The organism is Aquimarina acroporae, from assembly GCF_023195925.1.
GTDB lineage: Bacteria > Bacteroidota > Bacteroidia > Flavobacteriales > Flavobacteriaceae > Aquimarina > Aquimarina acroporae.
The window spans coordinates 38,491-62,527 of record NZ_JALPRE010000023.1; the positions used below are offsets into that span (position 1 = coordinate 38,491).

Sequence of the window (24,037 nt, forward strand, 5' to 3'; positions counted from 1 at the left end):
GAGTCTATACCCGTATACTTTAGTACACGAGAAAAGTGTTCTCTGCAATTGGTGTATACTAGATTTGTTTCACCTATTCAGAGAAAATTTAAAATCTTCTTTTTGTTAAAAAGGTCTAGAAAAATATAAAGCTATGTTGCTTAGGCAGCAGTACTTTATTCATGATTAATAGCATTAATAGGGTTATCGACTGAAGCTGACCATATTTTACCACTTATTGTGGCTAATACTATAAAAAGAGTTATACATATCACGTTTAAATAATCTAAAGGACCAACTTCTACGCTGTATGCAAATGTTTGAGAAATTTGTTGAATCGCAAAGTATGTTAAAATAAGGCTTAGAATCATTGCAATACCATATAAGACAATATACTCCTTTAAAATAAACATGAACAAACCTTTTGTGCTAGCTCCTAATATCTTACGAATAGCGATCATTTTCTTTTGCATTTTTAATGAAAACGAAATCAAACTAAACAACCCAATTATTACTAAAACGACTGATATTACAGAAAAAAGGATGAATATCTTCATTACATTTTCTAGAGCTGTCATAAAACCTTCGTCAAAACCTTCATCTAGAAATTGAAATTCTATAGGTGTTTCTCTAAACGTTGAATTGAATACCGAATTTATAGCTCTCCTTGTTTCCGTTCTGCCATTAGCATTAACTTTTACACTTACGGCAGCATACTTCATATTCTCTGTATTCATGGTTAACATCATAGGAGGTATCTCCTGAAATAACGAGAACTGATTAAAATCTTTAACAACCCCAACAACTTTTAATCTTCCGTTATCTATAGTTTTCCCGATTGGATCTTTCCATCCTAACATAGATGCTGCTGTTTCATTAATAATGCAGCCGCTTATATTATCTGTTGAAAAATCTTTTGAAAACCACCTTCCTTTTTTCAACGACATCTCAAAAGTATTCACAAAATCGTAATCAACTCCGTAGGATGTTAATCGGATTTTGTCATTTGAATCACTTCCTTCCCAATTTACATTTACTTCTTCTCCAGAAGCAAAGAAAGGAGCCGCTTCAGATATGGAATAACTAAGTACATTTGGATTTCTGAGTAGCGTATTTTTTAATACTTGCAACTGTTCCTGATCTTGCATCTCAGGCACCTCAACCCAAGCTAATAACAAATTTTCCTTCTCAAAACCTACATCTTTTTCATTTAGAAACTTAATTTGAGATATGGTATAAATCGACAGAAATATTAAAGGAATGGTAATAAATAATTGAAAAAGAACTAATCCTTTTCTTAAATAATTACGTCTTTTTATAGAGGTATTTCCTTGAAGAAAAGAGGTGATTTTTAATGACGCTAGGTAAAACACAGGGTACAATCCTCCTAAAAATCCGAACACAATACTTCCTATAAATATCTTTAGAAAAAACCAACTGCTTCCAGTAAACGCCAAAGACAAATCTCTGTCCACTATTGAACTAAATAGAGGTAAAATTAAAAGTAAAAAGACAGTAGAAATAAGAATTACACTAAACACCATAATTAAAGATTCTGCAACAAATTGGTATCTCAATTGCGTTTTGGATATACCCAAAACCTTTTTCATTCCAATCTCTAACTCTCTATTAATTAGTTGAGTCGTAGTTAGGTTGATATAGTTTACCGAAGTAACGAAAGCCGTAAAAAATGCAACTATCACGAATAAATATATAACAATAACATTATTTCTTATTCCTCCCATTACGCTGTTTCTAACACTTAATGTCTTTAAATATACATCGGTAACCGGACGAAGGCTTAAAGTTTGTTTCGTTCCATCATTAAACTTGACATAATTCGTAAGGAAATTTTTCATTTTAGAAGAAAGAATATCTTGTTTTGCCTTACCATCAACCAATATATAGGTCCCTGAATAATTGGTATCCCACCCTTTAGTTTCTTTAATTCCATAAAGTCCTTCATAAGAATTAAAAGAAATCATATACTCCATGCTAAGGTGAGAGTTTTTAGGATAATCTTCGAAAACACCTGTCACCGTTAAATATGACTTTTTATTTACTCTAACAGGTTTACCAATTCCATCTCCATTTGGAAACAGCTTATTAGCTAGTGAAGAAGATAATACAATACTCATCGGGCGTTTTAACGCATTATTCTTATCTCCATTGATAAAGTTAAAACTAAGCATGTTTAAAAAAGCTTGATCTACAACCAATCCCTTTTCCTGAGGATATAACTCGTCTCCAATAGAAAGGTAATTGCTAGTGGTTCTTGCACTTGATGCATTAGTTATTTCAGGAAATTTATTTTTCAATTCACCTGCTAATTCGTAGGGAGCTGAATCAAAAAGCTGACTTTGGATTTTGTCATCAACGATACGTTCAACTCGAAATAACCTATCCTTATTTTCATTAAATGAGTCGTAATTATCCTCGTAATTAATGTAAAGTGCCATTAAAACAATAGCGGTTAGACCAATCGATGATCCTAGGACATTAATAAGAAAAGATTTTTTATCTTTCTTAAGCTGTCTAATTACCAGTAAAAAATTAAGTTTTAACATGATTCTGTTTTTTTAATCAATTATATCTACTAATTAATACTGTTCTGACAATGCCAGTATTTCTTTTGATTTTAGGGAGATTTTTCCCATTTCCATTTTGTAAATGTTATCAGCCAGATCAAAATATTTGTCATCATGAGAAATAATAATCAGTATTTTTCCCTCTTCTCTCATTTTTACCAGTAACTCATTGTAAAAGAAATCTCTAAATGCAGGATCTAAATCTGCAGCAACCTCATCAAAAAAGTAAACAGGTCGATCTTCTAAATATGACTTCAAAATGGCAAGTCTTTTTCGTTGTCCCTTTGATAAATCAATAGTGCTGAAAACTCCATTTTCGATGGTAACCTTACCCGATAATTGCAGCGTTTCTAACCATTCGTATACTTGACCCAGTCTTTCTTCTTTTATATCATATAGTTTTTTGAATAAGTAAAAATCACTGTATATCACAGAAAAACACTCACTTAATTCCTTATTGCTAACTTTTCTATCGTTGATCAAAATATTACCTGAATCTGGTTGGTATAATCCAATAAGTATTTTCAAAAATGTTGTTTTTCCGCTTCCATTCCCTCCAACTATAAAAATCAATTCTCCTTTCTGAGCTTCAAAATCAATAGGACCTATACCATATGAGATACTTTCTCCTTCGTTTTTATAGTCAAAACACACATCTTTAACTGTGATTTTTTCAACATTTCTTATTTCGGCAGATCTACTATGAGCATTACTTTCCTGATCTTCTACATCTGCATCTTTAATAAAAGATTTGATTCTTTTCCAGGACACTTGTACATTAATTATTTGTGGTACTCCATTAATCAAAGCTCCAACGGGTCCCCACAAAAACAAAACGGCTATTACATATGCAGTAGTAACTTCCTTATCAAAATTAAAAACTAAAGGGAATAATAAACACGAAACGCCTACAGCAATAGTAAATGATAATTCTGAAAATAAAGATGCATCGATACCTAGATTAATGTTGGATTTGCTACCTTCATATGAAATCTTACTAGAATTTTCTATGTCTTCTTGAAACCGATCTCTTTTAACTTGATGAAGTATTAATTCCTTAAAACCATTAATTAATCCGGATATTAAGTTTGTATATCGTTCTCTCTTAGCTCTCGCGCTATGACCAGTTCTTTTTAGAGGACCAGACATCAAAATCATTAAACCTAAAATTAAACCAGTGACTCCTAATAGCATTAATGAACTCACAACATTCAAGGTGAACATATAAAGTAGAACCAACGCAGTAGTTATCATGGTAGTATAGATATTAACTACATTTTGAGAAAAGAAATATATAGAGTTGATGTCATCATTAAGTATAGTGTATATTTTTCCACTTTTTATTTTTTCATATTTTGCAAATGGTATTTTAAACATCTTACGTACCACAAGCATATTAAATCTATGTGCTATAGAAATTCCAAGACTTGCTGTTTCTCTTTTACAGATTCTAACTGTGACGATATAAACAAATGTAGTAACGGCGAAAAAGAACAAAAGGTAATTGGCTCCAACATCATCTGTGATAAATTTATTTATGATCATTACGTTCAATGCACTGGCTAAACCAGGAAAAAGACTCAAAAACAGTAATTTTGGCACTACATTAAAATACTCGTCTTGATGACGTAGGAAAATAGTTGCACGAGTTATTGCATAAAAACTTAAAATTCCTGCTGCAGAAAATCGCAATGCTTCATGCAATTTTAGATATTCAATACCTGTTTTAGACCAAAAATCTTGATCATAAAATGCTACTGGGAAGTAATAAAAGGATGCAATGACAGGAATCAATACTAAAAACCCCAATAAATAATTAATAATTCTACTTGAAGAAAAATTGAATTTTCTTTTTTTCTTGGTTAGCTGATACAGGGCTATTCCGAGATACAGTAATCCAAGAAATAGCATAACACCGTTAGCTATATATAATTTATTTGCTATACTTTCCATTTCATTAATTTATTTGAGTTTTACGTTTTATTTGTTGTTATATTTTCTACTTCTGTAAACTGGCCAATTGTATCAACTATTTCGATATCATCTCAGTATAAAATGATGTTTTTGTTAGCTTTTTTCAGGATGTAAAAGAGCATCTTTCTTATGCAAGAAAAAATCAAAAAATTCAATAAACAGTTAGAGGATATTATTAACCTAAAAGTTGATTACTAATAATTTTTTATAATTTCATCGTTTGTGGCTGTCCCATTGCGGTTAATGTAGTTCTTTCTCCTTCGAATGGTCTTCTACCATGAGAATACATCATATTATCAAGTAACAAGAAATCATCCTTTTGCCAGGTAAAAACAATAGAGTTTTCTTTATAGAAGTCTACAAATTCTTGCACTACTTCAGGTTCAATTTCTGTACCGTCACCATAGTAAGTAACAAAAGGTAGATTTTCTTCTTCAAAATATTCTACTACAGCCGGGTCGTATAAATATTTAAGCCCAAAATACATGTGATTAAACCACATTTCTTCATTAGTAATGGGATGTAATTGGGTAGCTGGTAGAGTCCATTTTATTCTTAAATGGTCTTCATTAATCCATGAAAACTCATGACCAAAAGATTTCAAAATAGTTGCAACTTCATCTTTATTTTCAGTTTGATAAATAGTCTCCCAACTCAATCCTATTCCTGGCATACTATTTCTAACATATTGTACCCCTTTTTCTCTAAATTTTGCTTTAGTTTCTTCTTTTAAGCTTGCTAATAATTTTCTCTCATCAGCAATTGGCGTTTCTCCTCCTACAGGTGCAGGAACCAAAGAATAAAATGCTATGATTCTATTATATACATTAGAGTATGAGTTTTCGGTATGCATATGAATAGTTTGATCTTTAGGGTGACTTGTCGAAGTATAAACATTACTATAAACTTTATCTCTAGGAGATGTTCTATTTTTATATTCCATTGCCTCTCCTGAAAGAATAGAAAACAACTTGTTAAAGTTTTCTGCTCCGTTAATTTCAAAACCTCTCAACAATATTGCTCCATGCTCAAGTAACAATTCATTTAATTGATCCTTATGAGTTTCGGCCCATTCTAAGACATTTATAATATTATTTGGAGTAATTATAAATGGATTCTTTTTCGAAGAGGCTTGTGTAACCACATCCTCTCCTAAATAGATATTATTGTTTGTTTTTAGTGTGGTAAGAGTTTCCATATTTTAAATTTTAATTATTTTTCATTTCAAAAAAGCGTACGAGATACCTTAAGATTTTATAGAATCTTATTTAGTTAATATCTGTTTAGTACTGTATTTGGATTCCTAGATCAAAAGAATATCTTAAGGTTTCTGCTATTTCGAAAGACATCTTTTAAAGATGGAAGAATAAAAAGGAAGTAAATAAGTCTTTAATTCATGTCAAGGTTAAGCTTCTAACGAAACGCCCATATTCGTTTCTTTTGCTAGGTTTAAATAATGTCCAGCTATAGCCATATCGAATACTGCCATTCCCATAGGGTTAAACATTATTGGTTGGTCCTTGTCTAAAGTTTGTAGATACCCTTTTAATACATCTTGAATTGGTTTCACCCCTTCTTCTGTCAAACCATTTTTTAAGTGAAACATTTCTATATCGGTTTTTTCTCTACAAACCTCATTCCAATCGTCTACAATAATGGCTCCTGAAAACCAAGGGTATACATCTGTTTTATAATCCCTTAAAGAAACATTTAAATGGAGAGATGATTTCTTTGGTTCAATATTTATGTAAGGCTCTTTTGATACGGTACAAGTAATAAAGATATCTGCATCACGGTACGCTTGCTCCCAGCTTTCAGTGATTGTTACCTTATCTCGAAGAGTTTTAGAGATTTTTTCTTCTTCAATACTTTTCAAATCATATAGAAATACCTCTTCAATCTTACTTCCCAGAATATTATTACACATGTCTAAATGGTATTGTCCTATAGGTCCAAAACCAACAATTCCTACTTTTACTTTTTCATGTCTACCTAATTCAAGGAATTTTTTTATCATCAACCCACTTACCGAAGCGGTACGAATAGCAGATATTGAACCACTATTTATTACACTTACCGGTTGTCCGGTTTCTGTATCATTTAATATAATAACGCTATGTGCCCGAGCCATTCCTTTTTTAGTATTTTCTGGAAAACTGGCAATCCATTTAATACCAGATCTATTAATTTGTCCTCCTACAAATGCTGGCATTGCAATAATCCTATTTTTAAGATCTCTGTATCTTAAATAAGGTTTTATTGGTTGCGCTATATCGTTGGCATCTATACATTCTGTAGCCGTTTCGATGGCTTGAACATTTTTATGCCAATCGAGATTTATTTCTTTAATATTTTTATCTCCTAGGTATATCATTTTTAGTTTTTTTATCGATATCAATTTATATTTATACTGCAATTGCCTCAGAATATTGACGTTTCAGGTTATATTCTCTAACCATATCTCCCCATTGATCGTTATACACTGTTGTAATATATCTTTCACCACTATCTGCAAATACACACATGATATTAACTTGTGATTCAACATTATTTCTCCTGAAGTATTTTTTAATTCCTGCATATACCGATCCCGAAGAACCTCCTGCATATAAGTTATGTCTTTCTAACAGTTCTCGACAAGCATCAATGGTTTCGTCTTCATTTACAGAAATAACATCATCTATTTTGGCATGTTTAAGTATGTCAGGTCTTATACTTGAACCTATTCCGGGTATAAAACGTTTGTGGGCTTTACCTCCGAAAATAATCGATCCGTCTACATCTACAGCTATAATTTTGGCATTAGGATAATTTTCTTTTACTCTTTGAGATACTCCTGTAATGGTTCCTCCCGAACTTATTCCCATAAACAAATAATCAACTTTTTGTCTGGGTGCCTCTAAACAAATTTCAATTCCTAACGAATTATAATAAGCTCTGGCATTAAGAGGGTTTGCATATTGATTAATCCAGTAAATATTCTCAGTTTTTTGAACTATTTCTTTTACCTTCTTAATCCTGTTAATAAGGTAACCTCCATTGTTATCAGGTTTTGTTATGCGAATGACTTCTGCTCCTTGCAAACGAATTAGCATTTCATTAACCGGAAGTGTCGTTTTATCAATTACACAAATAAACTTTAACCCATTAAGTTTTGCATATGCAGAAAGAGCTACTCCAAAATTACCAGAAGACGATTCTATAAGTGTTGTATCCTTATTAATCGTACCATCATTGAGTAAACGACTTATAATATAACAAGCTGCTCTATCTTTTACACTTCCTGTAGGGTTGTAGAATTCTAATTTTGCAAAAACATTCAAATTTGGTTTCCCAATAATCGGAAGTGAAACCACTGGAGTATTTCCAACTTTATTTAATATATTATTTACCATGATTATAGTACTTTAGTATTAAGTCGTTTATTGATTAAAAGAAATGTAACTTTTATTAAACCTAAAAGTTAAACAGCTACTGCAATATGCTCTTCTTCTTGCTTAGTTTTTGCAAAATCTTCGGCTACGATTTGCCCATCAAAAAGATGAATAACTCTATCAGCATATTTGGCATCTCGATCAGAATGTGTTACCATAATAATGGTAGTTCCTTCTTTATTAAGTTCACTCAATAAATTCATCACCTCTATTCCATTTTTTGAATCTAAATTTCCTGTAGGCTCATCGGCCAAAATCAATTTTGGATTGGTTACAACGGCCCTGGATATAGCAACTCTTTGCTGCTGTCCGCCAGATAGTTGTTTGGGGAAGTGTTTTGCTCTATGATCTATTTTCATTCTCTTTAGAACTTCTTCTACTCTAGATTTTCTTTCTTTTTTATCTATTTTGAGATAGATTAGAGGTAATTCAACATTTTCTTCTACAGTAAGTTCATCAATCAGATTAAATTTTTGAAAGACAAATCCGATATTACTTTTTCTTAATTCTGCATATTGCTTTTCACTACTACCACTTACTTCTTCGCCATTGAATTTATAACTCCCTTCAGAAGAACCGTCTAGCATTCCGATCACATTAAGCAGTGTAGATTTACCACAACCAGAAGGCCCCATTATCGCAGTAAACTGCCCTTTTCCAACTTCAAAACTAACATTGTTAAGAGCCAATGTTTCAACAGCGTCAGTTCTAAATCTTTTATTTAAATTTTCTATTTTAATCATGTCTAACGATTTTTAAATATTATTTACTTTGTATAACTTTTGATTTAAAATGGTTTACTTCAGAACTATTCTTTCTGAATCTCCAAATCTGTCATAATTACTTGTTATTACTCTTTCTCCAATTTGCAAACCTTCAAGAATTTCATAATATTTTGAATTTTGCTTACCTATTCTAATCTCGCGGCGTATAGCTTCTTCTCCATCTGGATCTACTACAAAAATCCACTGTCCTCCCGTACTCTGAAAAAAGCCACCTTTTGGCACCAACGTAGCCTCTGAAGATTCTCCTAATTGTAACTTAATGTTATAACTTTGCCCTGTTCGAATGGTCTCAGGTTTATCATCGGTAAATACAAAATCAACCTTAAATTTTCCATTTCGTACCTCGGGGTACACCTTTCTTAACCGTAGAGCAAAATTCTTTCCGTTACGTTCCAAAATCGCAGTTAAATCTGATTGTACTCTATCTATATAGTGTTCATCAATTGTGGCTTCAATTTTATAATCTGTGAGTACATTGATTTGACCAATACGTTGTCCTGAAGATATATTTTGTCCAATTTCAGCATCTAAAAAACCAAGCTGCCCATCGGCCGGAGCTCTTACATTAAGGTGATCTAAACGTTGATATACCATACCTAATGTTTTTTGCATTCTGTTTAAATCAGTGCTTAACTCTCCAATAGTTGTTTTTCTAAAGTTTTCATCTCTATCTGTTTGTAGTTTGATGATATTGAATTGTTTTAGAGCCAATTCATAATTTTCTTTTGAAATCAAAAAATCTTCTTTAGAGATCAATTCTTCATTATACAATTCTTGGTTTTGCTCAAAATTTCTTTTAAGTCTTTGAAGATCTGTACTTGCGGTAGCTAATGATCTTCTTCCATCCACCTGTCGAGCATCAAAAGTTAATTTTGTAGAACGAAGATCATTTTGTTTCAATGCAAGGTTACTCTCACTAGCTAAAATTTGCTCATAAAGATTCATATTCTCTAATTTTAGAATAATGTCTCCCTTTTTCACAGTAGCTCCTTCCTCAATTAACTTTTCACTAACCCTACCCCCTTCATAAGCATCCATAAAAATGGTAGAAATTGGTGCAACGTTTCCATTAATTGTAATATAATCGTCAAATTTACCTTGAGTAACATCTGCTAGTGCTAACTTATCTTTCTCGGTTCTATACGTTGATAGATTAGATGCAAAAACCAATTGATAGCCTGCAACAAGGATGATTAAGGTCAAAGCAATGTAACCGTAGTGCTTAGGTAGCAATCCTTTTTTCTTTTCAATTTGAATGTCCATTTCTGTTTCGTCTTAATTTGTTATTTAATTTTATTTGGTCCTTTAAAACGATGACTCACATTGGTCAAATGATAAATTGTTATTTAAATTTGACAGCAATTGCGGGTATCGTATGATCTGTATACTTTTCCTTGGGCTAGGTTAGTTTTCAATATCAAAAACTGGAAGACCTCTGTAAAAGTCTAGAGTACTTTGATTCACATCTATCTTTAGTTTCACTTGAAGATTCTGATTTTGAGCAGTCGCCAAAAGACTTTTGGCAGTAAAGAGCTCGATTGCATTAATAATTCCTTTTTCATATCGCTTTTGTGCAATGTCGAAGGCCAAATTTTGGACTTCAATATTTTTAGAAGTTTGTTTATATTCAGCATGCAAGGCATAGTATTCTTGTACCAAATCTTGAATGGTTTGATATAATTGCTGTTCTTGTGTTGCTAAATCGTTTTTGGCTCTCAAAACAGCTATTTTTTGTTGTTTTAACCTTGATCTTCCAGACCAACCATCAGTTATTGGAATGTTTAGAGATAGTCCAACTACTTGAAATGCATTATCACTAAATTGATCCTTAAAAGAAACTACTTCTCCCGCGTTATCTACGATTGTTTCAAAGTATCCCGTCCCATATTGTCCGAATAATGATAGTGAAGGGTATAACTTCCCTCGCTCTATGGCTAATTGCTTTTGAGCTCCTTTTACTCTTAACTCTCCTGCTTTGATAATCGGAATAAATTTCTTGGCCTCTACATATACTGAATCTGACTGTATTTTAGAAGTTTCTGAAGTTTGTGTTACATTGATAATTTCATCTTGTAGAAGGATATCATTTAGCCCTTTAATATTCATTTCTTGCATTAGGGCTATTTTAGCAGCAACTAGTTGATTGTTTGCTTGAGTTACTCCTAATTTATCTGATAGAAGTATAGACTCCGCCTCATACAGATCTGCCCCTGCCATGAGTCCGAGTTCTACTTGTTTTTTGATAAGTTTATAATTGGATTGTGATATTCCTTCTTGTTCATTTGCAATTTTCAAAGCTCCCTTAAAAAATTGAATATCATAAAATGCCTGCATCACCCTAAAAGCCAATAAATACTTTTGCTGTAAGGTTTCCTCTTGGGTTGCATTATGAATAAATCGAGAAGCTTTTATAGCATTCAATTTCTGAAAACTCTGAAATAAATCTATAGAACCTTCAATAGAATACGTATTTGCAAAAAACTCAGTATTCGAAATACTATTATCATTAGGATCTACAGATCTTCCGAATCTTATACCATAATCTGACTTAAAGACTATAGAAGGCAATAAACTTCTTTTTGATTGTTTGTAAGTTTCATAACTCGATTCTGTATTAAACTCAAAGTCATTGAGCTGAAGATTATGTTCTAATGCATATGCAATACAATCGTCTAAAGTCCAAGTCTTTTGGGAGATTATAGTTTGTGACATTGATAACACAATCATGAGAATTATAATCTGAAAATTAACTTTCAAGTTTTTTATAGTAGGAAACATGGATTTTATATTGGATGTGTTTTTATTGTTGATCTACTTTTGTTCTAGGTAAATTGCTTTGGAAATAGTTTTATTCCCAAATCAGTAATCACTTATTCTCAGTTTGATCATTTAACTTTTACATTGCGATTACACCATATCACATTTAGTGATAGACATAATTGGTATTGTTCTTTTGAAAATAATAAGCGGGTACAGTAGCTGATATATTTTGACGTAAAGATTTAATCCAAACACTTATTCTATGATTATTATCAACTCTATATACCTCACATTCGAGACCCGATAAGTCTCCTTGCTCAATTTTAAGTTTGTCTCCAATACTTGGAAGTTCTGTATTGGCTTGAACTTCTGTTACTCCTTCGGTTTCAACCATCAATTTTATTTGATTAATTTCTTCTTCGGAAACACGTCCATACTCGTTTCCAAATCGAACGAAAGAACATGCAGAATCTAAAGAAGATACCTTATGAAAATCTAATTTGGACTGTATATTTACAAATACATAACTTGGAAATAAAGGAGTATATACTTTCTTTTTTCTATCACTCCATTGTTTAATTGTTGAAGTCATGGGAAGAAAAGATTCTACCCCTAATTTCTCCAACTCATCATTTACTTTTTCTTCATGTCTAAACTTTACATAAACGACATGCCAACCATTACTGCTCTTCATAATTTTACAATTTTTAGTTATTAGATACGGCTTCGCCACTCCCAGTCACATGGGCTCTCTAGCATAAAAAATAATATTGGGGTGTTTTCTACCTATTCTACCTGTTAAAGGTGCTTAGGTTAGGCATCAGATAATGATTATAATTTCGATTATTATTTAGATTACTACATAACTAGTAGCATGCTCATCTAAAGCTTTAGATTACCACCAAAGGCTTTTTCTACCTTGATTCAATCTTAGATAAAAACTAATTATAAATGCATATATAATCATCTATATCTTAGCTTTTCTCTGCAAAAGCTTTTTTAAACATTTTAAATTCTAAATCAATGAACTCAGATATATTACTATCATTATTTACTCAAATTTAAGATCGAATTTCTCTCATTCTGCTACACTTGGGGGTAGTTGTCTGTATTCCAGAAGAATACTACCCTATTGTGTAGTTTGCTAGCTTTTCATTCGTAATATTTAATCTTCAGAATCAATTAAATGTTTATTCTCGTTGTAAAAATCTATCAATCCATTATAAGGTAGGCTTACAGGAATGGTTTCAGAACCTAAATATTCTATAGATTCTCCAACTACCTTTGCCTTAATCCCCATAAGTCTCATCACTCGAAGTAATTTGGCATCGCATTCTGCAAACCCTATATTATCCTTATGCTCACAAATAGGTTTGATTGCAAAGGCCATTAATTTTTTAAGCAAATTGATATCACTAGCTTCCTTTTTAATGGCAAAACGTCCAATATGGAATATTTCATTTATAGGATTACCATTGGTACATAGCAAGGGATTAATGTTAAACATCTTTTGAATTGGTAACGGCGTAACATAATCCCATTTTAAAACTCTTATGGTACCAGTTATCTCTCCATCTTCATTTTTTACCGTAGAGATTTGGGAATTTGATAAGTATTCCATCTCTTCTTTATAAATAGAAGCTATATCTTCATTGTAATCCTGAGTCATTGTCTCGTTAGTATGGTGTTTAAAATTCTCCATTACTACGAATTTTGACATGTTAAAAAGTTCGTTTTGTTTAGCCTCGTTTAAGTGATTTACTGTGTGTGTCATGATTTTTAGTTTTACCTAAAATTATTTCAGCACACAGCTGAAACCACTACACAAAAGGCTAGTTACCAACTACTTAATAAAAAACCACACTAAAGGGTAGGGGCATATACCACCTTAAAATTTAACTACCACACTAAAGTGTAGTTGCCAAAACCACCCTTTTATACAATTGTTAAAAAAAACTTAAAGAAACCATATGGTTTGGTGATTCAAAACCCACTTATTCCTTTTAAAAAAAAAGATGTATTTTTAACAAAACATTAAACCAACTTAGATTACGTATGGTCAGTGAAAACGATTTTTTTTCTTCGAGAAATACAGTCAGAAATATCTCGGAAAACGAAAAAGATCAAGCAATGTATTACTTGGAGGCGATAAAAGCCTTCGCAAGAACAACATATCAGAGTATATATGTTATAGATTATGAAAAAAAAGGGTTTGAGTATGTTTCAGAGAACCCGTTATTTTTGTGTGGGCATACCGCCGAAGAAGTTCAGCAACTAGGATATGCTTTCTATTTTAAATATGTTACTCAAGGTGATCTTGATTTGCTTCTTAAAATTAATACTATTGGCTTTGATTTTTATGAAAACATTCCTGTTGAACAAAGAATATATCATACCATTACCTATGATTTCCATTTAAAAAACCCTAATGGCAAAATTATTCTTATCAATCAAAAACTCACTCCGGTTTACTTAACACAAAACGGAAAAATCTGGAAAGCTATTTGTATAATATCACTTTCCTCAGAAAAAAGTTCTGGGAATATTAAGATATACAAGAAAGGAGATAACAAAATCTACAAATATGATCTCGACGGAGATTTTTGGAAAACAACTGAAAAAATTACATTATCGAATAGGGAAAAAGAAATTCTGCAATTTTCGATTCGCGGATATACAATCGGAGAAATTGCTGAAACTATTTTTGTATCTCCTGATACCGTAAAGTTTCATAGAAGAAAACTTTTTTCAAAGTTGGGTGTAGCCAATATTTCTGAAGCTATTGCGTATGCAACAAATAATAATATTTTGGTCTAAAAACTAAGATAAAACCGTGTCAACATTGATTATTGTTCCTTATTAAAAGCAATAATCAATGTTGTTTATTCATAATACGCTCGGTATTATTTTATACTTATAAAGTTGTGAACGAAATTAAAATGGTATATCGCACTATATTAGTTATAGGTTGTCATCGATTATTTTCGACAGGTAGAACTCAGGAAACTGCTTAAACTTTTTGCCTGTAGCTATATTAAATAGCAAGTGAGTACACATTGATGCTACAGACCAAGATGCTATTGATAATTGTGGAGGAGGTAAAACCTCTTCTTCTGCTATATATTTTTCGACAACACCATCAATCCATTGTTGCGGATTTCCCCAAAACCTCAAATAACTAGAGGCATATTTAACGACATTGACTTCATTAAACTCTTCTTCAGGTTTAGTTAGTGTATCTAATGTCAAACCGTCTTTAGCTATTACTGTTACCAAACTACCCCATCCAATATTATAAGGATGTAAAACAGGTATCTCTAATTTTTGACATGTTGTATCAAATATTAACGGTACCGGAGAAGAAAAATCTAAAGCATTGATTGCTGCCTTATGCCCTTTTATATGTTCACTTACATTTTCTAGAGTAAGAAAAAGATCCAAACATTTAATATTGGCTTTGCTATTAATAGACAATAGTCTTTTAGCAATAGCATCAACTTTATTCGTATCAATATCCTCCTCGGTGTAGTTTTGCCTATTTAAATTAGATGCTTCAACTAGATCACCATCTATGATTGTAATATTTTCAAAACCGAAACGAAGAGCACATTCTGCTATTACACTTCCAATACCACTTCCTGCCAATAGAATTGGAAAGTTTTTAACTAATTCCTGTTCCTCTTCACTTACATAAATTCTATTTCGAGTATGTCTTTCATTCATGGGGATTAAATTTTACTTCTAAATTCACTTTAAATTATTTTAAGATCTTTTACCCTTTTTGCATATTCCAGTATGTCTTAACCAATTCCATGTATGGCTTCGCCAATCCCAGTCACATGAGTTTTGTTTTACAGAATATGATTACTGTTAAGAATAGTTATTGTTGATTATTTTGGTTTTTCTTATCTACATTACCCAAGGCTTCAACCCCCTTTTTACTATTCTTATAGGTCAAATGTAAGGGACAATATCTACTATTATGCTACACCCAAGGGTAGTTATACTAAAAATGAATTTTGAAGATATATATTGAAAAAAGTAAATATATCAATGCTTTTTCGGTCTTAGATATTATACAACGAACCATAACAAAAAAGCTTGTAAATATATTTACAAATAAAAAAACCCGATGATAAATCATCGGGTTTCAATTCTGTGGGCGCGAAGGGATTCGAACCCCTGACCCCTTGGGTGTAAACCAAGTGCTCTGAACCAACTGAGCTACGCGCCCTTTATGTTTTTTAACAATCCTTGTTCCTGATTGCGGATGCAAATATAACACAGTTTTATAGTCTACCAAAAGAATTTCAAAGAAAAATTAAATTATTTCTGCAACTACAAAAGTACTTCCGCCCACATAAATTACATCTTGTTTTGTAGCATACTGTAATGCAGATTGATACGCCTTATCTACTTCCTCAAATTCTTCTCCAAATAAATTATATTTTTTTGCTGTTTTTTTTAATTCTTTCTGATCTAACCCTCTTGGGATATCTGGTTTTGTAAAATAATATCTTGCTTGTTTCGGGAATAATGATAAAATTTCATCGATCTCCTTATCATTAACCATTCCCAAAACTATATGAAGATGTTCATATCTTTCCTGAAGTAATTGATGTAATACTCGTTGCAAACCATCAACATTATGAGCTGTATCACAAATTACTTTGGGTTGCTTCTTAAGAATCTGCCATCGACCTAGCAATCCAGTATTCGCGGTAACAGCTAAAAGGCCTTTTTTTACATCCTCATGATCAATTTTCCATCCTTTCTCTACGAGAATTGATACTGTTTGTAAAACCGTTCTCATATTCTCTTTTTGATAATCTCCTATTAGATCTGATTCGTATACTTCTACCTCTGATTCTTCGGCAAAATAAAGCTCGCTTCTGCATTCCTTTGCCTTTTCCTCAAAAACTCCTCTTGTCTCCCTGTTCGACCTTCCTATAACTACAGGTACCCCATTCTTAATAATACCGGCTTTCTCGCCCGCAATTTTAACCATGGTATTTCCTAGAAAACGTGTATGATCTAAACCTATATTTGTGATTACAGAAATTTCGGGGGTTATGATATTTGTAGAATCTAATCTTCCTCCTAGACCTACTTCAATCACTGCGATATCAACTTTGGATTCAGAAAAATAATGAAACGCCATACCTACAGTCATTTCAAAAAAAGACAATTGTTCTTTTTCGAAATAAGATTTGTGTTTTTGTATAAAGTCTACCACATGCTCTTTGGAGATCATCTCTCCATTTATTCGAATTCGTTCTCTGAAATCTTTTAAATGTGGCGAAGTATATAATCCCACTTTGTACCCTGCTTCTTGCAAAATAGAGGCCAACATATGGCTTGTAGACCCTTTGCCGTTGGTTCCTCCTACATGAATACTCTTGAAGTTATTTTGTGGATCGTCTAGATAAGATGCTAATCTAATAGTATTACCTAAATCTACCTTATAAGCACTAGCTCCCTGTCGTTGGTACATTGGTAATTGAACAAACATCCAATCTAGGGTTTCCCTATAATCCATAATACCTATTCAGATAATTTAAACTGATAAATAATTGTTCCAACTTGCTTTACCGGAGCTTTAGGATCATTGTTAAATTTTGTGGCCATTGCAGCTCTTTTTGCTGGTTCCATTAAGCAGGAAGCACTATTGGTAGTACCTTTCATTCCGGGAGTAGCTCGAATTACTCTTCCGCTTTGATTCACTTCAATTTTTACAACAACAATGCCTGATTCGTTACAATCTTGAACAAACTTCTCTTTATTAAGGGCTTTTCTTCCTCCTAATCTATAATTTCCGTCACCATCTAACCCTTTTCCTGTTCCGTAGTAGGATTTTGCATTGGGATCACCATTAGGGTTCCCTTTATCACCAGGCGATCTATCGTTTCCTTCACCACCTTTTGCACTACCATCATTTTTTGGTCCATTAGAAAAGCTATTCAGAATATCTAATGTAGATTTATCTGGTTTTGGGTCAGGTTTTTTTTCTTCAACCTTTTTAACGGGTTTATCCTTTGAAGATTCTTTTACTACTTTTTGATCTGAAGTCTTTTGAGGCTGTTTTTTAGGTTTTTCTACCTTTTTCTTAATTTCCTTCTTTGGTTTCTTTGCAATTACAGGAGCTTCTTCAAGTTCCTGTGTAGCCACTTTTTCTTGAATTTCTGGCGATTCTTCCTGAGGTTCTGGAACATTTGCAGCAGACTCTTCTGTAGTGTTCTTAGGAGCTGTTTTAATAGGTTTGTTAGGTTGTACTCTACCCGAACCTGTTACTGTGGTTCCAAAATTTACTGCGATTCCTCCCTCTTCCTCCGGAACGATATAATTCAAACTAAGATAAAACAATAAAAAGATGATCCCTATATGCAACAACAATGTAAGCACAAACGACTTTCTTTTATGTTTTGTATCTAGTTTTATCATCTTTAATCTGGTTTCACCGCCAATATGACTTTAAACTTATTTCTATTTGCAATATCCATTACTCCAACAGCCCTTTCAATAGGCACACCTTCTTCGGCTCTTAGAATAATGGTAGGCTCATTCTGTCCTTTCAAACGTGATAGCAATGTAGATTCTAAACTACTTTGGCTTATTCGTTCATCGTCTACATAGTATTGTAACTTATTCGTAATGCTAACGGATACATTCTGCACGTTTGAGCTTTTCCCTTTGGCCTTTGGCAATACCAAATCTAATGCCTCAGGAGTAATTGCAGGAGAGGTTAGCAAAAAGAATACCAATAGCAAAAAAACAATATCTGTCATTGATGACATGCTAAACTCAGGACTTACTTTATTTCTTCCTCTAAGGTTCATATTAAGCAGGTTCGTTTAACAAGTCTAGAAAATCTACTGCTTGAGCTTCCATAGTATGAATTACCTTATCGGTACGAACAACTAAATGATTATATCCTATGTAAGCAACAATACCCACAACCAAACCACCTACTGTAGTGGTCATAGCCGTATAAATACCTTCTGCCAAAACTCCCATATCTGCAGTACCAGAACTTGACGCCAAATTATGGAATGCCAAAATCATACCAATTACTGTTCCTAAAAAACCAATCATAGGTGCAGCACCTGCTACTGTAGCCAGAATTCCTACGTTTTTCTCTAACTTATATACTTCTAATCGACCTGCATTTTCAATCGCTTTATTTATATCTTCTAAAGGATGACCAATTCTGGAAATTCCTTTTTCGGTTAATCTTGCCACAGGATTATTGGTTTGAGCACATAAAATTTTGGCTGCTTCAATTTTTCCACTTGCAACATTGTCCCGAATTTGATGCATAAAACTCTCATCATATTTAGACGCAGCTTTAATAGCGAACAATCGCTCAAAATAAATATAAACTGCCACAAAAAGCAGTACAAAAAGAATTGCAATAATTACTACCGCTCCAGTACCTCCACTTAAAAGAAGATCCATAATCGATAGCGATTTCTCTTCGGCAGCTGTTTCAATTTCTGGGGTGTTTTGGGCAAAAGCACCTAGCATAGATAAATATGTCATTTCGATTTCGTTAATTTAGTGTTAGTATACTAACGTTATTTCTATAGGTTAAGTATATAAATTCTTCTATAATAGGTATATCACACCTAATAAGCCAATTCCTCCTAGCACAATCGTATATGGAAATGCCATTTTAACCATTTTGGTATATGACAACCCAATAAGAGGTGCTAAGGACGAAGTTAACAAAAATAAGAACGCAGCTTGACCATTAGGTGTTGCAACACTTGGTAAATTTGTTCCAGTATTAATAGCTACAGCCAAATTCTCAAACTGTTCTCTTGTAATTGCTCCTGCATCAAAAGCCTGCTTTACTTCGCCAATGTATACCGTTGCTACAAACACATTATCACTAATCATCGATAATACTCCATTAGCTACATAAAACATTGAGGGTTGATCTTTTGGATCTAATTGTAACGCCCAATCGATAATTGGACTAAAAAGATGTTGATCATGTATCATGGCAACAATAACAAAGAAAACTACTAATAACCCTGTAAATGGCAATGCTTCTTCAAAAGCTTTTCCTAAATGATGTTCTTCTGTAATACCCATAAATGCGGTTTGTACAATAATTAAAGCCAAACCTATAAATCCTACGGGGGCAAGATGTAATGCTAAACCTATAATTAAAAGGATAGCAGATACAGCTTGTACAATTAATCCATATTTTGATTTGTCTGAGCGATTGGCATCTTCCTCATCTGTATAACTTTCAATAATTCTTCTAGCCACATTTGGTAATTTAGCCCCAAAACCAAATGAGCCTGTAAGTTCTAAAACTACAGTTGTAAGCATACCCGCAGCCAGAACAGGTAGAGAAATAGGAGCCATCTTTAGAAAGAACTGAATAAAATCCCACCCCATTCGCTCACCGATCAATAAGTTTTGTGGTTCTCCAACTAGGGTGCATACCCCACCCAAAGCTGTTCCTACTACTCCATGCATTACCAAACTACGCAAAAAGCTTCTAAATTCTTCAAGGGTTTCTCCACTTAGTTCTTTCCTGTCTAATACACCACTATCATCATAATCTCCAGATCCTGAGTGAATTTTATGATAAACCCCGTAGAATCCTACTGCCACACTTATCAAAACTGCGGTCACCGTAAGTGCATCAAGAAATGCAGAAAGTACTGCTGCCAAGAAAACAAACAATAACGAGAGTAACATCTTAGATTTTATTTTAGTAAAAACTTTACTAAAAATATACATCAGTAAAGGTTTCATGAAGTAAATACCCGCTACCATAAACACTAATAAAAGAATCACTTCCAGGTTCTGTTCAACTTCAAGAAGAACACCTCCTTTTACAGCTTTACCTAACTCGTCATATACAACTTTACCATGATCTAGTTTATACATTGGATGTGTTAGCCCTAAAGCCAAAGCTTCGATCGCTAATATACCACCTGATTGCAAGGGGTAACATTTCAAGGCCATAGCCAAAGTGAATATAAATTCTGCAATAAATATCCATGCCGTAACGACTGGTCCTAAAATGAAATAAGAGAAAACATTAAAAATTAAACATCCGATCATGACCATTTTGAACCATTTCGGACTATTACCTAGAAAATACTTTAACATAATTGTGCTCAGTTAATACTATTAATATATTATATCAGCTGTTTAAGAGCTATCTCAAATGCTGTTTTACTTATATTGGTTTTTGTTTGATTATTATCAAACGTGTTTTGAATTGCTTTTTTTATTGTTTCGGAAGTATCCTTAAAAATAGCTTCGTCTGTCATTTGCACTTTTCGTTCCATAAAGTATGAAAATACTCTTGCCATACCACAATTAGAAATAAAGTCCGGAATAAGACTTACACGCTCATCTGTGAATTCCATGATTGGGCCAAAAAATATTTCCTTATCTGCAAAAGGAACATTAGCTCCACAAGAAATCACTTCAAGACCCGAATTGATCATTTGCGTAATTTGATCTTTAGTTATTAATCGTGATGCAGCACAAGGTGCGAAAATCTCAGTGGGAAGCGACCATATTTTTTCATTTAATTCCTCAAAAGGAATTAATGTTTCGCTATATAGTTTATTTCCTTTTTTGTTTAAATAAAGCTCTTTAATTTCTTCAAACGAAAAGCCATTTTCATTGATTAGACCTCCTGCGTGATCAATAATACCTACCACTTTGGCTCCCATTTCAGAAAGATAGTAAGCTGCTGCAGAACCTACATTTCCGAAACCTTGAACCACTGCACGTTTTCCTTGAACATCACCTCCATAGATTTCATAATAGTGCCTTACAGCCTCAGCCACACCATAACCTGTTATCATATCAGCTACAGTATACTTTTTTGAAACTTCTGGTGAAAAGGTTGTATTCTCCAAAACTTTGATTACTCCTTGCCTTAATTGTCCGATTCTATTTATTTTATCGGCCTCTGTAGGCTGAAAATGACCATTAAAAACACCTTCTTGAGGATGCCATACTCCACATTCCTCAGTTATAGGAATAACCTCATGAATTTCATCAACATTCAAATCCCCTCCAGTTCCGTAATAACTTTTTAACAGAGGAGATACTGCTTTATACCAGCGCTTTAGCACTCCTTTTTTTCTAGGATCATTAGGATCAAAATTAATCCCTGATTTTGCACCTCCAATTTCAGGGCCTGAAACTGTAAATTTAACTTCCATAGTTTTGGCCAGAGAAAGTACTTCATTCATATCTAAACCTTCTCGCATTCGCGTTCCTCCACCAGCGGCACCGCCACGTAGTGAGTTTATAACTGTCCAACCTTCTGCATCGGTTTCAGAATCTTTCCAATTAAAAATGATCTCAGGCGCTTTATTCTCGTATTTCTTAAGTAATTCTTTCATTTAATATTTTTCAGTTACCAAACTTTTAACTCTTTTTCTAAAAAACAACACCAATGGTGTTTTAAAACGTGATAAAAATGTCCTCCCAAGGGAGGTTAGCGCTGAGTCATATATTTAAGGTATTAAAATAAGCAGAATTCATATATCGTTGTTACCTGACAAATATAAAAAACTAAATATGGTGAAAAGGTAAATAAAAGTAAAATTATCCTGTTAAAAAACATAATTCGACACGAATAAAACTACATGTACACAAAAGTAAAATAACATCTAAATTTCTAACTTTTTGTAGAAAAAAAATGAAACTATCAAAAAACAAAAAAAACACTAAAACTATCATATTATCAACTATATTTGTAGAATTAATAAAATTATCGAGCTTATCTCGATTTATTTTCATTGAAAAGTAAGAATTGCGTGTTATGCACGCACAGTAAATTATAAGCAAATATGGACTTTAAATTATCTGAAGAGCAGTTAATGATACGTGACGCGGCTCGTGATTTTGCAAAGGCAGAATTATTACCTGGAGTAATTGAACGCGATAACAAGCAAGAATTCCCTACTGAACAAGTGAAAAAAATGGGAGAACTTGGATTTTTAGGCATGATGGCTTCTCCTGAATATGGAGGTGGCGGAATGGATACCCTATCCTATGTTTTGGTTATGGAAGAATTATCTAAAATTGATGCTTCTTGCTCGGTAATAGTATCGGTTAATAACTCTTTGGTTTGTTGGGGTCTTGATGAATTTGGATCTCCTGAACAAAAAGCAAAATACTTATCTAAATTAACCAATGGTGAATCTATAGGTGCTTTTTGTTTATCTGAACCCGAAGCAGGAAGTGATGCCACTTCGCAAAAAACAACAGCTATAGACAAAGGTGATCACTATGTGCTTAACGGTACCAAAAACTGGATCACCAATGGAGGTTCGGCAGATTATTATTTGGTAATTGCACAAACTGATAGAGAAAAAGGTCATAAAGGAATTAATGCATTTATCGTAGAAAAAGGTTGGGAAGGTTTTGAAATTGGACCAAAAGAAGATAAACTAGGAATTAGAGGTAGTGATACACATTCTCTTATTTTTAATGATGTAAAAGTTCCTAAGGAAAATAGAATTGGAGAAGATGGTTTTGGATTCAAATTTGCTATGAAAACCCTTGCAGGAGGAAGAATAGGTATCGCTGCACAAGCCTTAGGTATTGCTGCTGGAGCATATGAACTTGCCAAGGAATATTCTAAAGTAAGAAAAGCTTTTGGCACAGAAATTATGAATCACCAAGCTATTGCATTTAAGCTAGCAGATATGCATACAAAAATTGAAGCAGCGAGAATGTTAGTTTACAAAGCAGCTATAGATAAAGATAATCATGACAGCTATGATCTTTCTGGAGCAATGGCGAAGTTATACGCCTCTGAAGTAGCGATGGAAACTGCTGTAGAAGCTGTACAAATCCATGGAGGAAATGGTTTTGTAAAAGAATATCATGTTGAGCGATTAATGCGTGACGCAAAAATCACTCAGATTTATGAAGGAACTAGTGAAATACAAAAAATCGTTATATCTAGAAGCGTTCTTAGAGATTAATTAGTTAAAACGCTTATTCAAAAAGCCCAAATCACATATATTAATGATTTGGGCTTTTTTATTCTATTGTTAATAGACGTTCTTTTTATAAAAGGTCGTATTTAAAATAAATATGAAACTTTGAATTGTCAAAATACCTTTTCTCTTTTATTAAGATCTCAAAGTATCCTAATCCAGGAAAACAGTTAATCTATACAAACCGCAGCCGCTATTCCGGTATGTACACTTCCAGTGTCAGGCTGACCGCAGATAACAAAACTTCCGCCTTTTACTGCACCTGTTGTCTTTTTATCTAACCTCACTACACTTATTTTTTTGAGTTCAATTTTCGCTCGTTTTTGCTTTTTCATGGTATTAAAATTATGATGTTATTAGTTCCTTTAAAAATATAAAAAATCAGAAAAGCAACTACCATATTGGCTAAAATTTACAATAAAACAAAGGTTATTAAATTCTATTTTATACTTAAATAAGCGCATCACAATTAACCTAACACTTAAAGATTTCCTAAAAAACAACGGTGTTCTGGTTTGATA

19 protein-coding genes and 1 tRNA gene are annotated in these 24,037 nt (G+C 32.9%); 2 read left to right on the forward strand and 18 right to left on the reverse strand.

From position 1 onward, the window contains the following. Nucleotides 1-155 precede the first annotated feature (155 nt). The 10 genes from M0D21_RS22270 to M0D21_RS22315 all read right to left on the reverse strand — a co-directional run bounded on the left by M0D21_RS22270 (nucleotide 156) and on the right by M0D21_RS22315 (nucleotide 13,294). A complete protein-coding gene (locus tag M0D21_RS22270) occupies nucleotides 156-2,546 on the reverse strand; it encodes an ABC transporter permease (RefSeq protein WP_248333661.1) in 2,391 nt (796 codons plus the stop codon). 33 nt (nucleotides 2,547-2,579) lie between these two features. Then, entirely contained in the window at nucleotides 2,580-4,520 is a 1,941-nt protein-coding gene (locus M0D21_RS22275; protein WP_248333663.1) for a cyclic peptide export ABC transporter, read from the reverse strand. Nucleotides 4,521-4,746: 226 nt separating this feature from the next. Next, nucleotides 4,747-5,739, reverse strand: a complete 993-nt coding sequence (locus M0D21_RS22280) for a TauD/TfdA family dioxygenase (protein ID WP_248333665.1) — start codon at nucleotides 5,737-5,739, stop codon at nucleotides 4,747-4,749. A gap of 207 nt (nucleotides 5,740-5,946) precedes the next feature. Then, entirely contained in the window at nucleotides 5,947-6,915 is a 969-nt protein-coding gene (locus M0D21_RS22285; protein ID WP_248333666.1) for a 2,3-diaminopropionate biosynthesis protein SbnB, read from the reverse strand. Between the two features lie 31 nt (nucleotides 6,916-6,946). Continuing rightward, nucleotides 6,947-7,936: a 2,3-diaminopropionate biosynthesis protein SbnA gene (gene sbnA / locus M0D21_RS22290; RefSeq protein WP_248333669.1), complete on the reverse strand. Its 990-nt coding sequence runs from the start codon at nucleotides 7,934-7,936 to the stop codon at nucleotides 6,947-6,949. Nucleotides 7,937-8,004: 68 nt separating this feature from the next. Then, nucleotides 8,005-8,718, reverse strand: coding sequence for an ABC transporter ATP-binding protein (locus M0D21_RS22295; protein ID WP_248333671.1), 714 nt, complete (start codon nucleotides 8,716-8,718; stop codon nucleotides 8,005-8,007). Nucleotides 8,719-8,772: 54 nt separating this feature from the next. Continuing rightward, nucleotides 8,773-10,023 carry an efflux RND transporter periplasmic adaptor subunit gene (locus M0D21_RS22300; protein ID WP_248333674.1) on the reverse strand — a complete coding sequence of 417 codons (1,251 nt, stop codon included), beginning with the start codon at nucleotides 10,021-10,023 and terminating at the stop codon, nucleotides 8,773-8,775. A 141-nt stretch (nucleotides 10,024-10,164) separates the two neighbouring features. Further along, nucleotides 10,165-11,472, reverse strand: a complete 1,308-nt coding sequence (locus M0D21_RS22305; protein WP_248333675.1) for a TolC family protein — start codon at nucleotides 11,470-11,472, stop codon at nucleotides 10,165-10,167. Between the two features lie 211 nt (nucleotides 11,473-11,683). Further along, nucleotides 11,684-12,214, reverse strand: coding sequence for a UpxY family transcription antiterminator (locus M0D21_RS22310; RefSeq protein ID WP_248333676.1), 531 nt, complete (start codon nucleotides 12,212-12,214; stop codon nucleotides 11,684-11,686). 471 nt (nucleotides 12,215-12,685) lie between these two features. Further along, nucleotides 12,686-13,294: a hypothetical protein gene (locus M0D21_RS22315; protein ID WP_248333678.1), complete on the reverse strand. Its 609-nt coding sequence runs from the start codon at nucleotides 13,292-13,294 to the stop codon at nucleotides 12,686-12,688. 281 nt (nucleotides 13,295-13,575) lie between these two features. On the opposite strand from M0D21_RS22315, the gene M0D21_RS22320 reads away from it, so the two are divergent. Then, nucleotides 13,576-14,337: a response regulator transcription factor gene (locus M0D21_RS22320; RefSeq protein WP_248333680.1), complete on the forward strand. Its 762-nt coding sequence runs from the start codon at nucleotides 13,576-13,578 to the stop codon at nucleotides 14,335-14,337. A gap of 144 nt (nucleotides 14,338-14,481) precedes the next feature. Here the strand turns inward: M0D21_RS22320 and M0D21_RS22325 are convergent, their stop codons facing one another. The 8 genes from M0D21_RS22325 to M0D21_RS22360 all read right to left on the reverse strand — a co-directional run bounded on the left by M0D21_RS22325 (nucleotide 14,482) and on the right by M0D21_RS22360 (nucleotide 21,908). Next, nucleotides 14,482-15,243, reverse strand: coding sequence for a ThiF family adenylyltransferase (locus M0D21_RS22325; RefSeq protein ID WP_248333682.1), 762 nt, complete (start codon nucleotides 15,241-15,243; stop codon nucleotides 14,482-14,484). A 436-nt stretch (nucleotides 15,244-15,679) separates the two neighbouring features. Next, a tRNA-Val gene (locus M0D21_RS22330) sits at nucleotides 15,680-15,754 on the reverse strand. Between the two features lie 87 nt (nucleotides 15,755-15,841). Continuing rightward, complete coding sequence (locus tag M0D21_RS22335; RefSeq protein ID WP_248333683.1) at nucleotides 15,842-17,059, reverse strand: bifunctional folylpolyglutamate synthase/dihydrofolate synthase; 1,218 nt, start codon at nucleotides 17,057-17,059, stop codon at nucleotides 15,842-15,844. A gap of 5 nt (nucleotides 17,060-17,064) precedes the next feature. Further along, on the reverse strand, nucleotides 17,065-17,961 hold the full coding sequence (locus M0D21_RS22340) for a cell envelope integrity protein TolA (RefSeq protein ID WP_248333685.1): 897 nt from the start codon (nucleotides 17,959-17,961) through the stop codon (nucleotides 17,065-17,067). A 2-nt stretch (nucleotides 17,962-17,963) separates the two neighbouring features. Next, nucleotides 17,964-18,356, reverse strand: coding sequence for an ExbD/TolR family protein (locus M0D21_RS22345; protein ID WP_248333687.1), 393 nt, complete (start codon nucleotides 18,354-18,356; stop codon nucleotides 17,964-17,966). A 1-nt stretch (nucleotide 18,357) separates the two neighbouring features. Beyond that, nucleotides 18,358-19,059 (reverse strand): MotA/TolQ/ExbB proton channel family protein, encoded by a 702-nt coding sequence (locus M0D21_RS22350; RefSeq protein ID WP_394802487.1) that lies wholly within the window; start codon nucleotides 19,057-19,059, stop codon nucleotides 18,358-18,360. Nucleotides 19,060-19,125: 66 nt separating this feature from the next. Next, the gene (gene nhaB / locus M0D21_RS22355; RefSeq protein ID WP_248333689.1) at nucleotides 19,126-20,652 is read right to left on the reverse strand and encodes a sodium/proton antiporter NhaB; all 1,527 of its coding nucleotides are present in this window, start codon (nucleotides 20,650-20,652) and stop codon (nucleotides 19,126-19,128) included. Nucleotides 20,653-20,681: 29 nt separating this feature from the next. Next, a complete protein-coding gene (locus tag M0D21_RS22360) occupies nucleotides 20,682-21,908 on the reverse strand; it encodes a Glu/Leu/Phe/Val dehydrogenase dimerization domain-containing protein (protein WP_248333690.1) in 1,227 nt (408 codons plus the stop codon). Between the two features lie 450 nt (nucleotides 21,909-22,358). On the opposite strand from M0D21_RS22360, the gene M0D21_RS22365 reads away from it, so the two are divergent. Next, nucleotides 22,359-23,501, forward strand: coding sequence for an acyl-CoA dehydrogenase (locus tag M0D21_RS22365; RefSeq protein ID WP_248333692.1), 1,143 nt, complete (start codon nucleotides 22,359-22,361; stop codon nucleotides 23,499-23,501). Nucleotides 23,502-24,037: the final 536 nt, after the last annotated feature.

Bases quoted from the DNA above. Each gene is read 5' to 3' on its own strand.
- M0D21_RS22295 (WP_248333671.1), bottom strand. From the start codon at position 8,718: ATGATTAAAATAGAAAATTTAAATAAAAGATTTAGAACTGACGCTGTT.
- M0D21_RS22335 (WP_248333683.1), bottom strand. From the start codon at position 17,059: ATGGATTATAGGGAAACCCTAGATTGGATGTTTGTTCAATTACCAATG.
- M0D21_RS22285 (WP_248333666.1), bottom strand. From the start codon at position 6,915: ATGATATACCTAGGAGATAAAAATATTAAAGAAATAAATCTCGATTGG.
- M0D21_RS22365 (WP_248333692.1), top strand. From the start codon at position 22,359: ATGGACTTTAAATTATCTGAAGAGCAGTTAATGATACGTGACGCGGCT.
- M0D21_RS22305 (WP_248333675.1), bottom strand. From the start codon at position 11,472: ATGTCACAAACTATAATCTCCCAAAAGACTTGGACTTTAGACGATTGT.
- nhaB (WP_248333689.1), bottom strand. From the start codon at position 20,652: ATGTTAAAGTATTTTCTAGGTAATAGTCCGAAATGGTTCAAAATGGTC.
- M0D21_RS22340 (WP_248333685.1), bottom strand. From the start codon at position 17,961: ATGATAAAACTAGATACAAAACATAAAAGAAAGTCGTTTGTGCTTACA.
- M0D21_RS22310 (WP_248333676.1), bottom strand. From the start codon at position 12,214: ATGAAGAGCAGTAATGGTTGGCATGTCGTTTATGTAAAGTTTAGACAT.
- M0D21_RS22360 (WP_248333690.1), bottom strand. From the start codon at position 21,908: ATGAAAGAATTACTTAAGAAATACGAGAATAAAGCGCCTGAGATCATT.
- M0D21_RS22270 (WP_248333661.1), bottom strand. From the start codon at position 2,546: ATGTTAAAACTTAATTTTTTACTGGTAATTAGACAGCTTAAGAAAGAT.
- sbnA (WP_248333669.1), bottom strand. From the start codon at position 7,936: ATGGTAAATAATATATTAAATAAAGTTGGAAATACTCCAGTGGTTTCA.
- M0D21_RS22280 (WP_248333665.1), bottom strand. From the start codon at position 5,739: ATGGAAACTCTTACCACACTAAAAACAAACAATAATATCTATTTAGGA.
- M0D21_RS22325 (WP_248333682.1), bottom strand. From the start codon at position 15,243: ATGAATGAAAGACATACTCGAAATAGAATTTATGTAAGTGAAGAGGAA.
- M0D21_RS22350 (WP_394802487.1), bottom strand. From the start codon at position 19,059: ATGACATATTTATCTATGCTAGGTGCTTTTGCCCAAAACACCCCAGAA.
- M0D21_RS22300 (WP_248333674.1), bottom strand. From the start codon at position 10,023: ATGGACATTCAAATTGAAAAGAAAAAAGGATTGCTACCTAAGCACTAC.
- M0D21_RS22320 (WP_248333680.1), top strand. From the start codon at position 13,576: ATGGTCAGTGAAAACGATTTTTTTTCTTCGAGAAATACAGTCAGAAAT.
- M0D21_RS22315 (WP_248333678.1), bottom strand. From the start codon at position 13,294: ATGACACACACAGTAAATCACTTAAACGAGGCTAAACAAAACGAACTT.
- M0D21_RS22345 (WP_248333687.1), bottom strand. From the start codon at position 18,356: ATGAACCTTAGAGGAAGAAATAAAGTAAGTCCTGAGTTTAGCATGTCA.
- M0D21_RS22275 (WP_248333663.1), bottom strand. From the start codon at position 4,520: ATGGAAAGTATAGCAAATAAATTATATATAGCTAACGGTGTTATGCTA.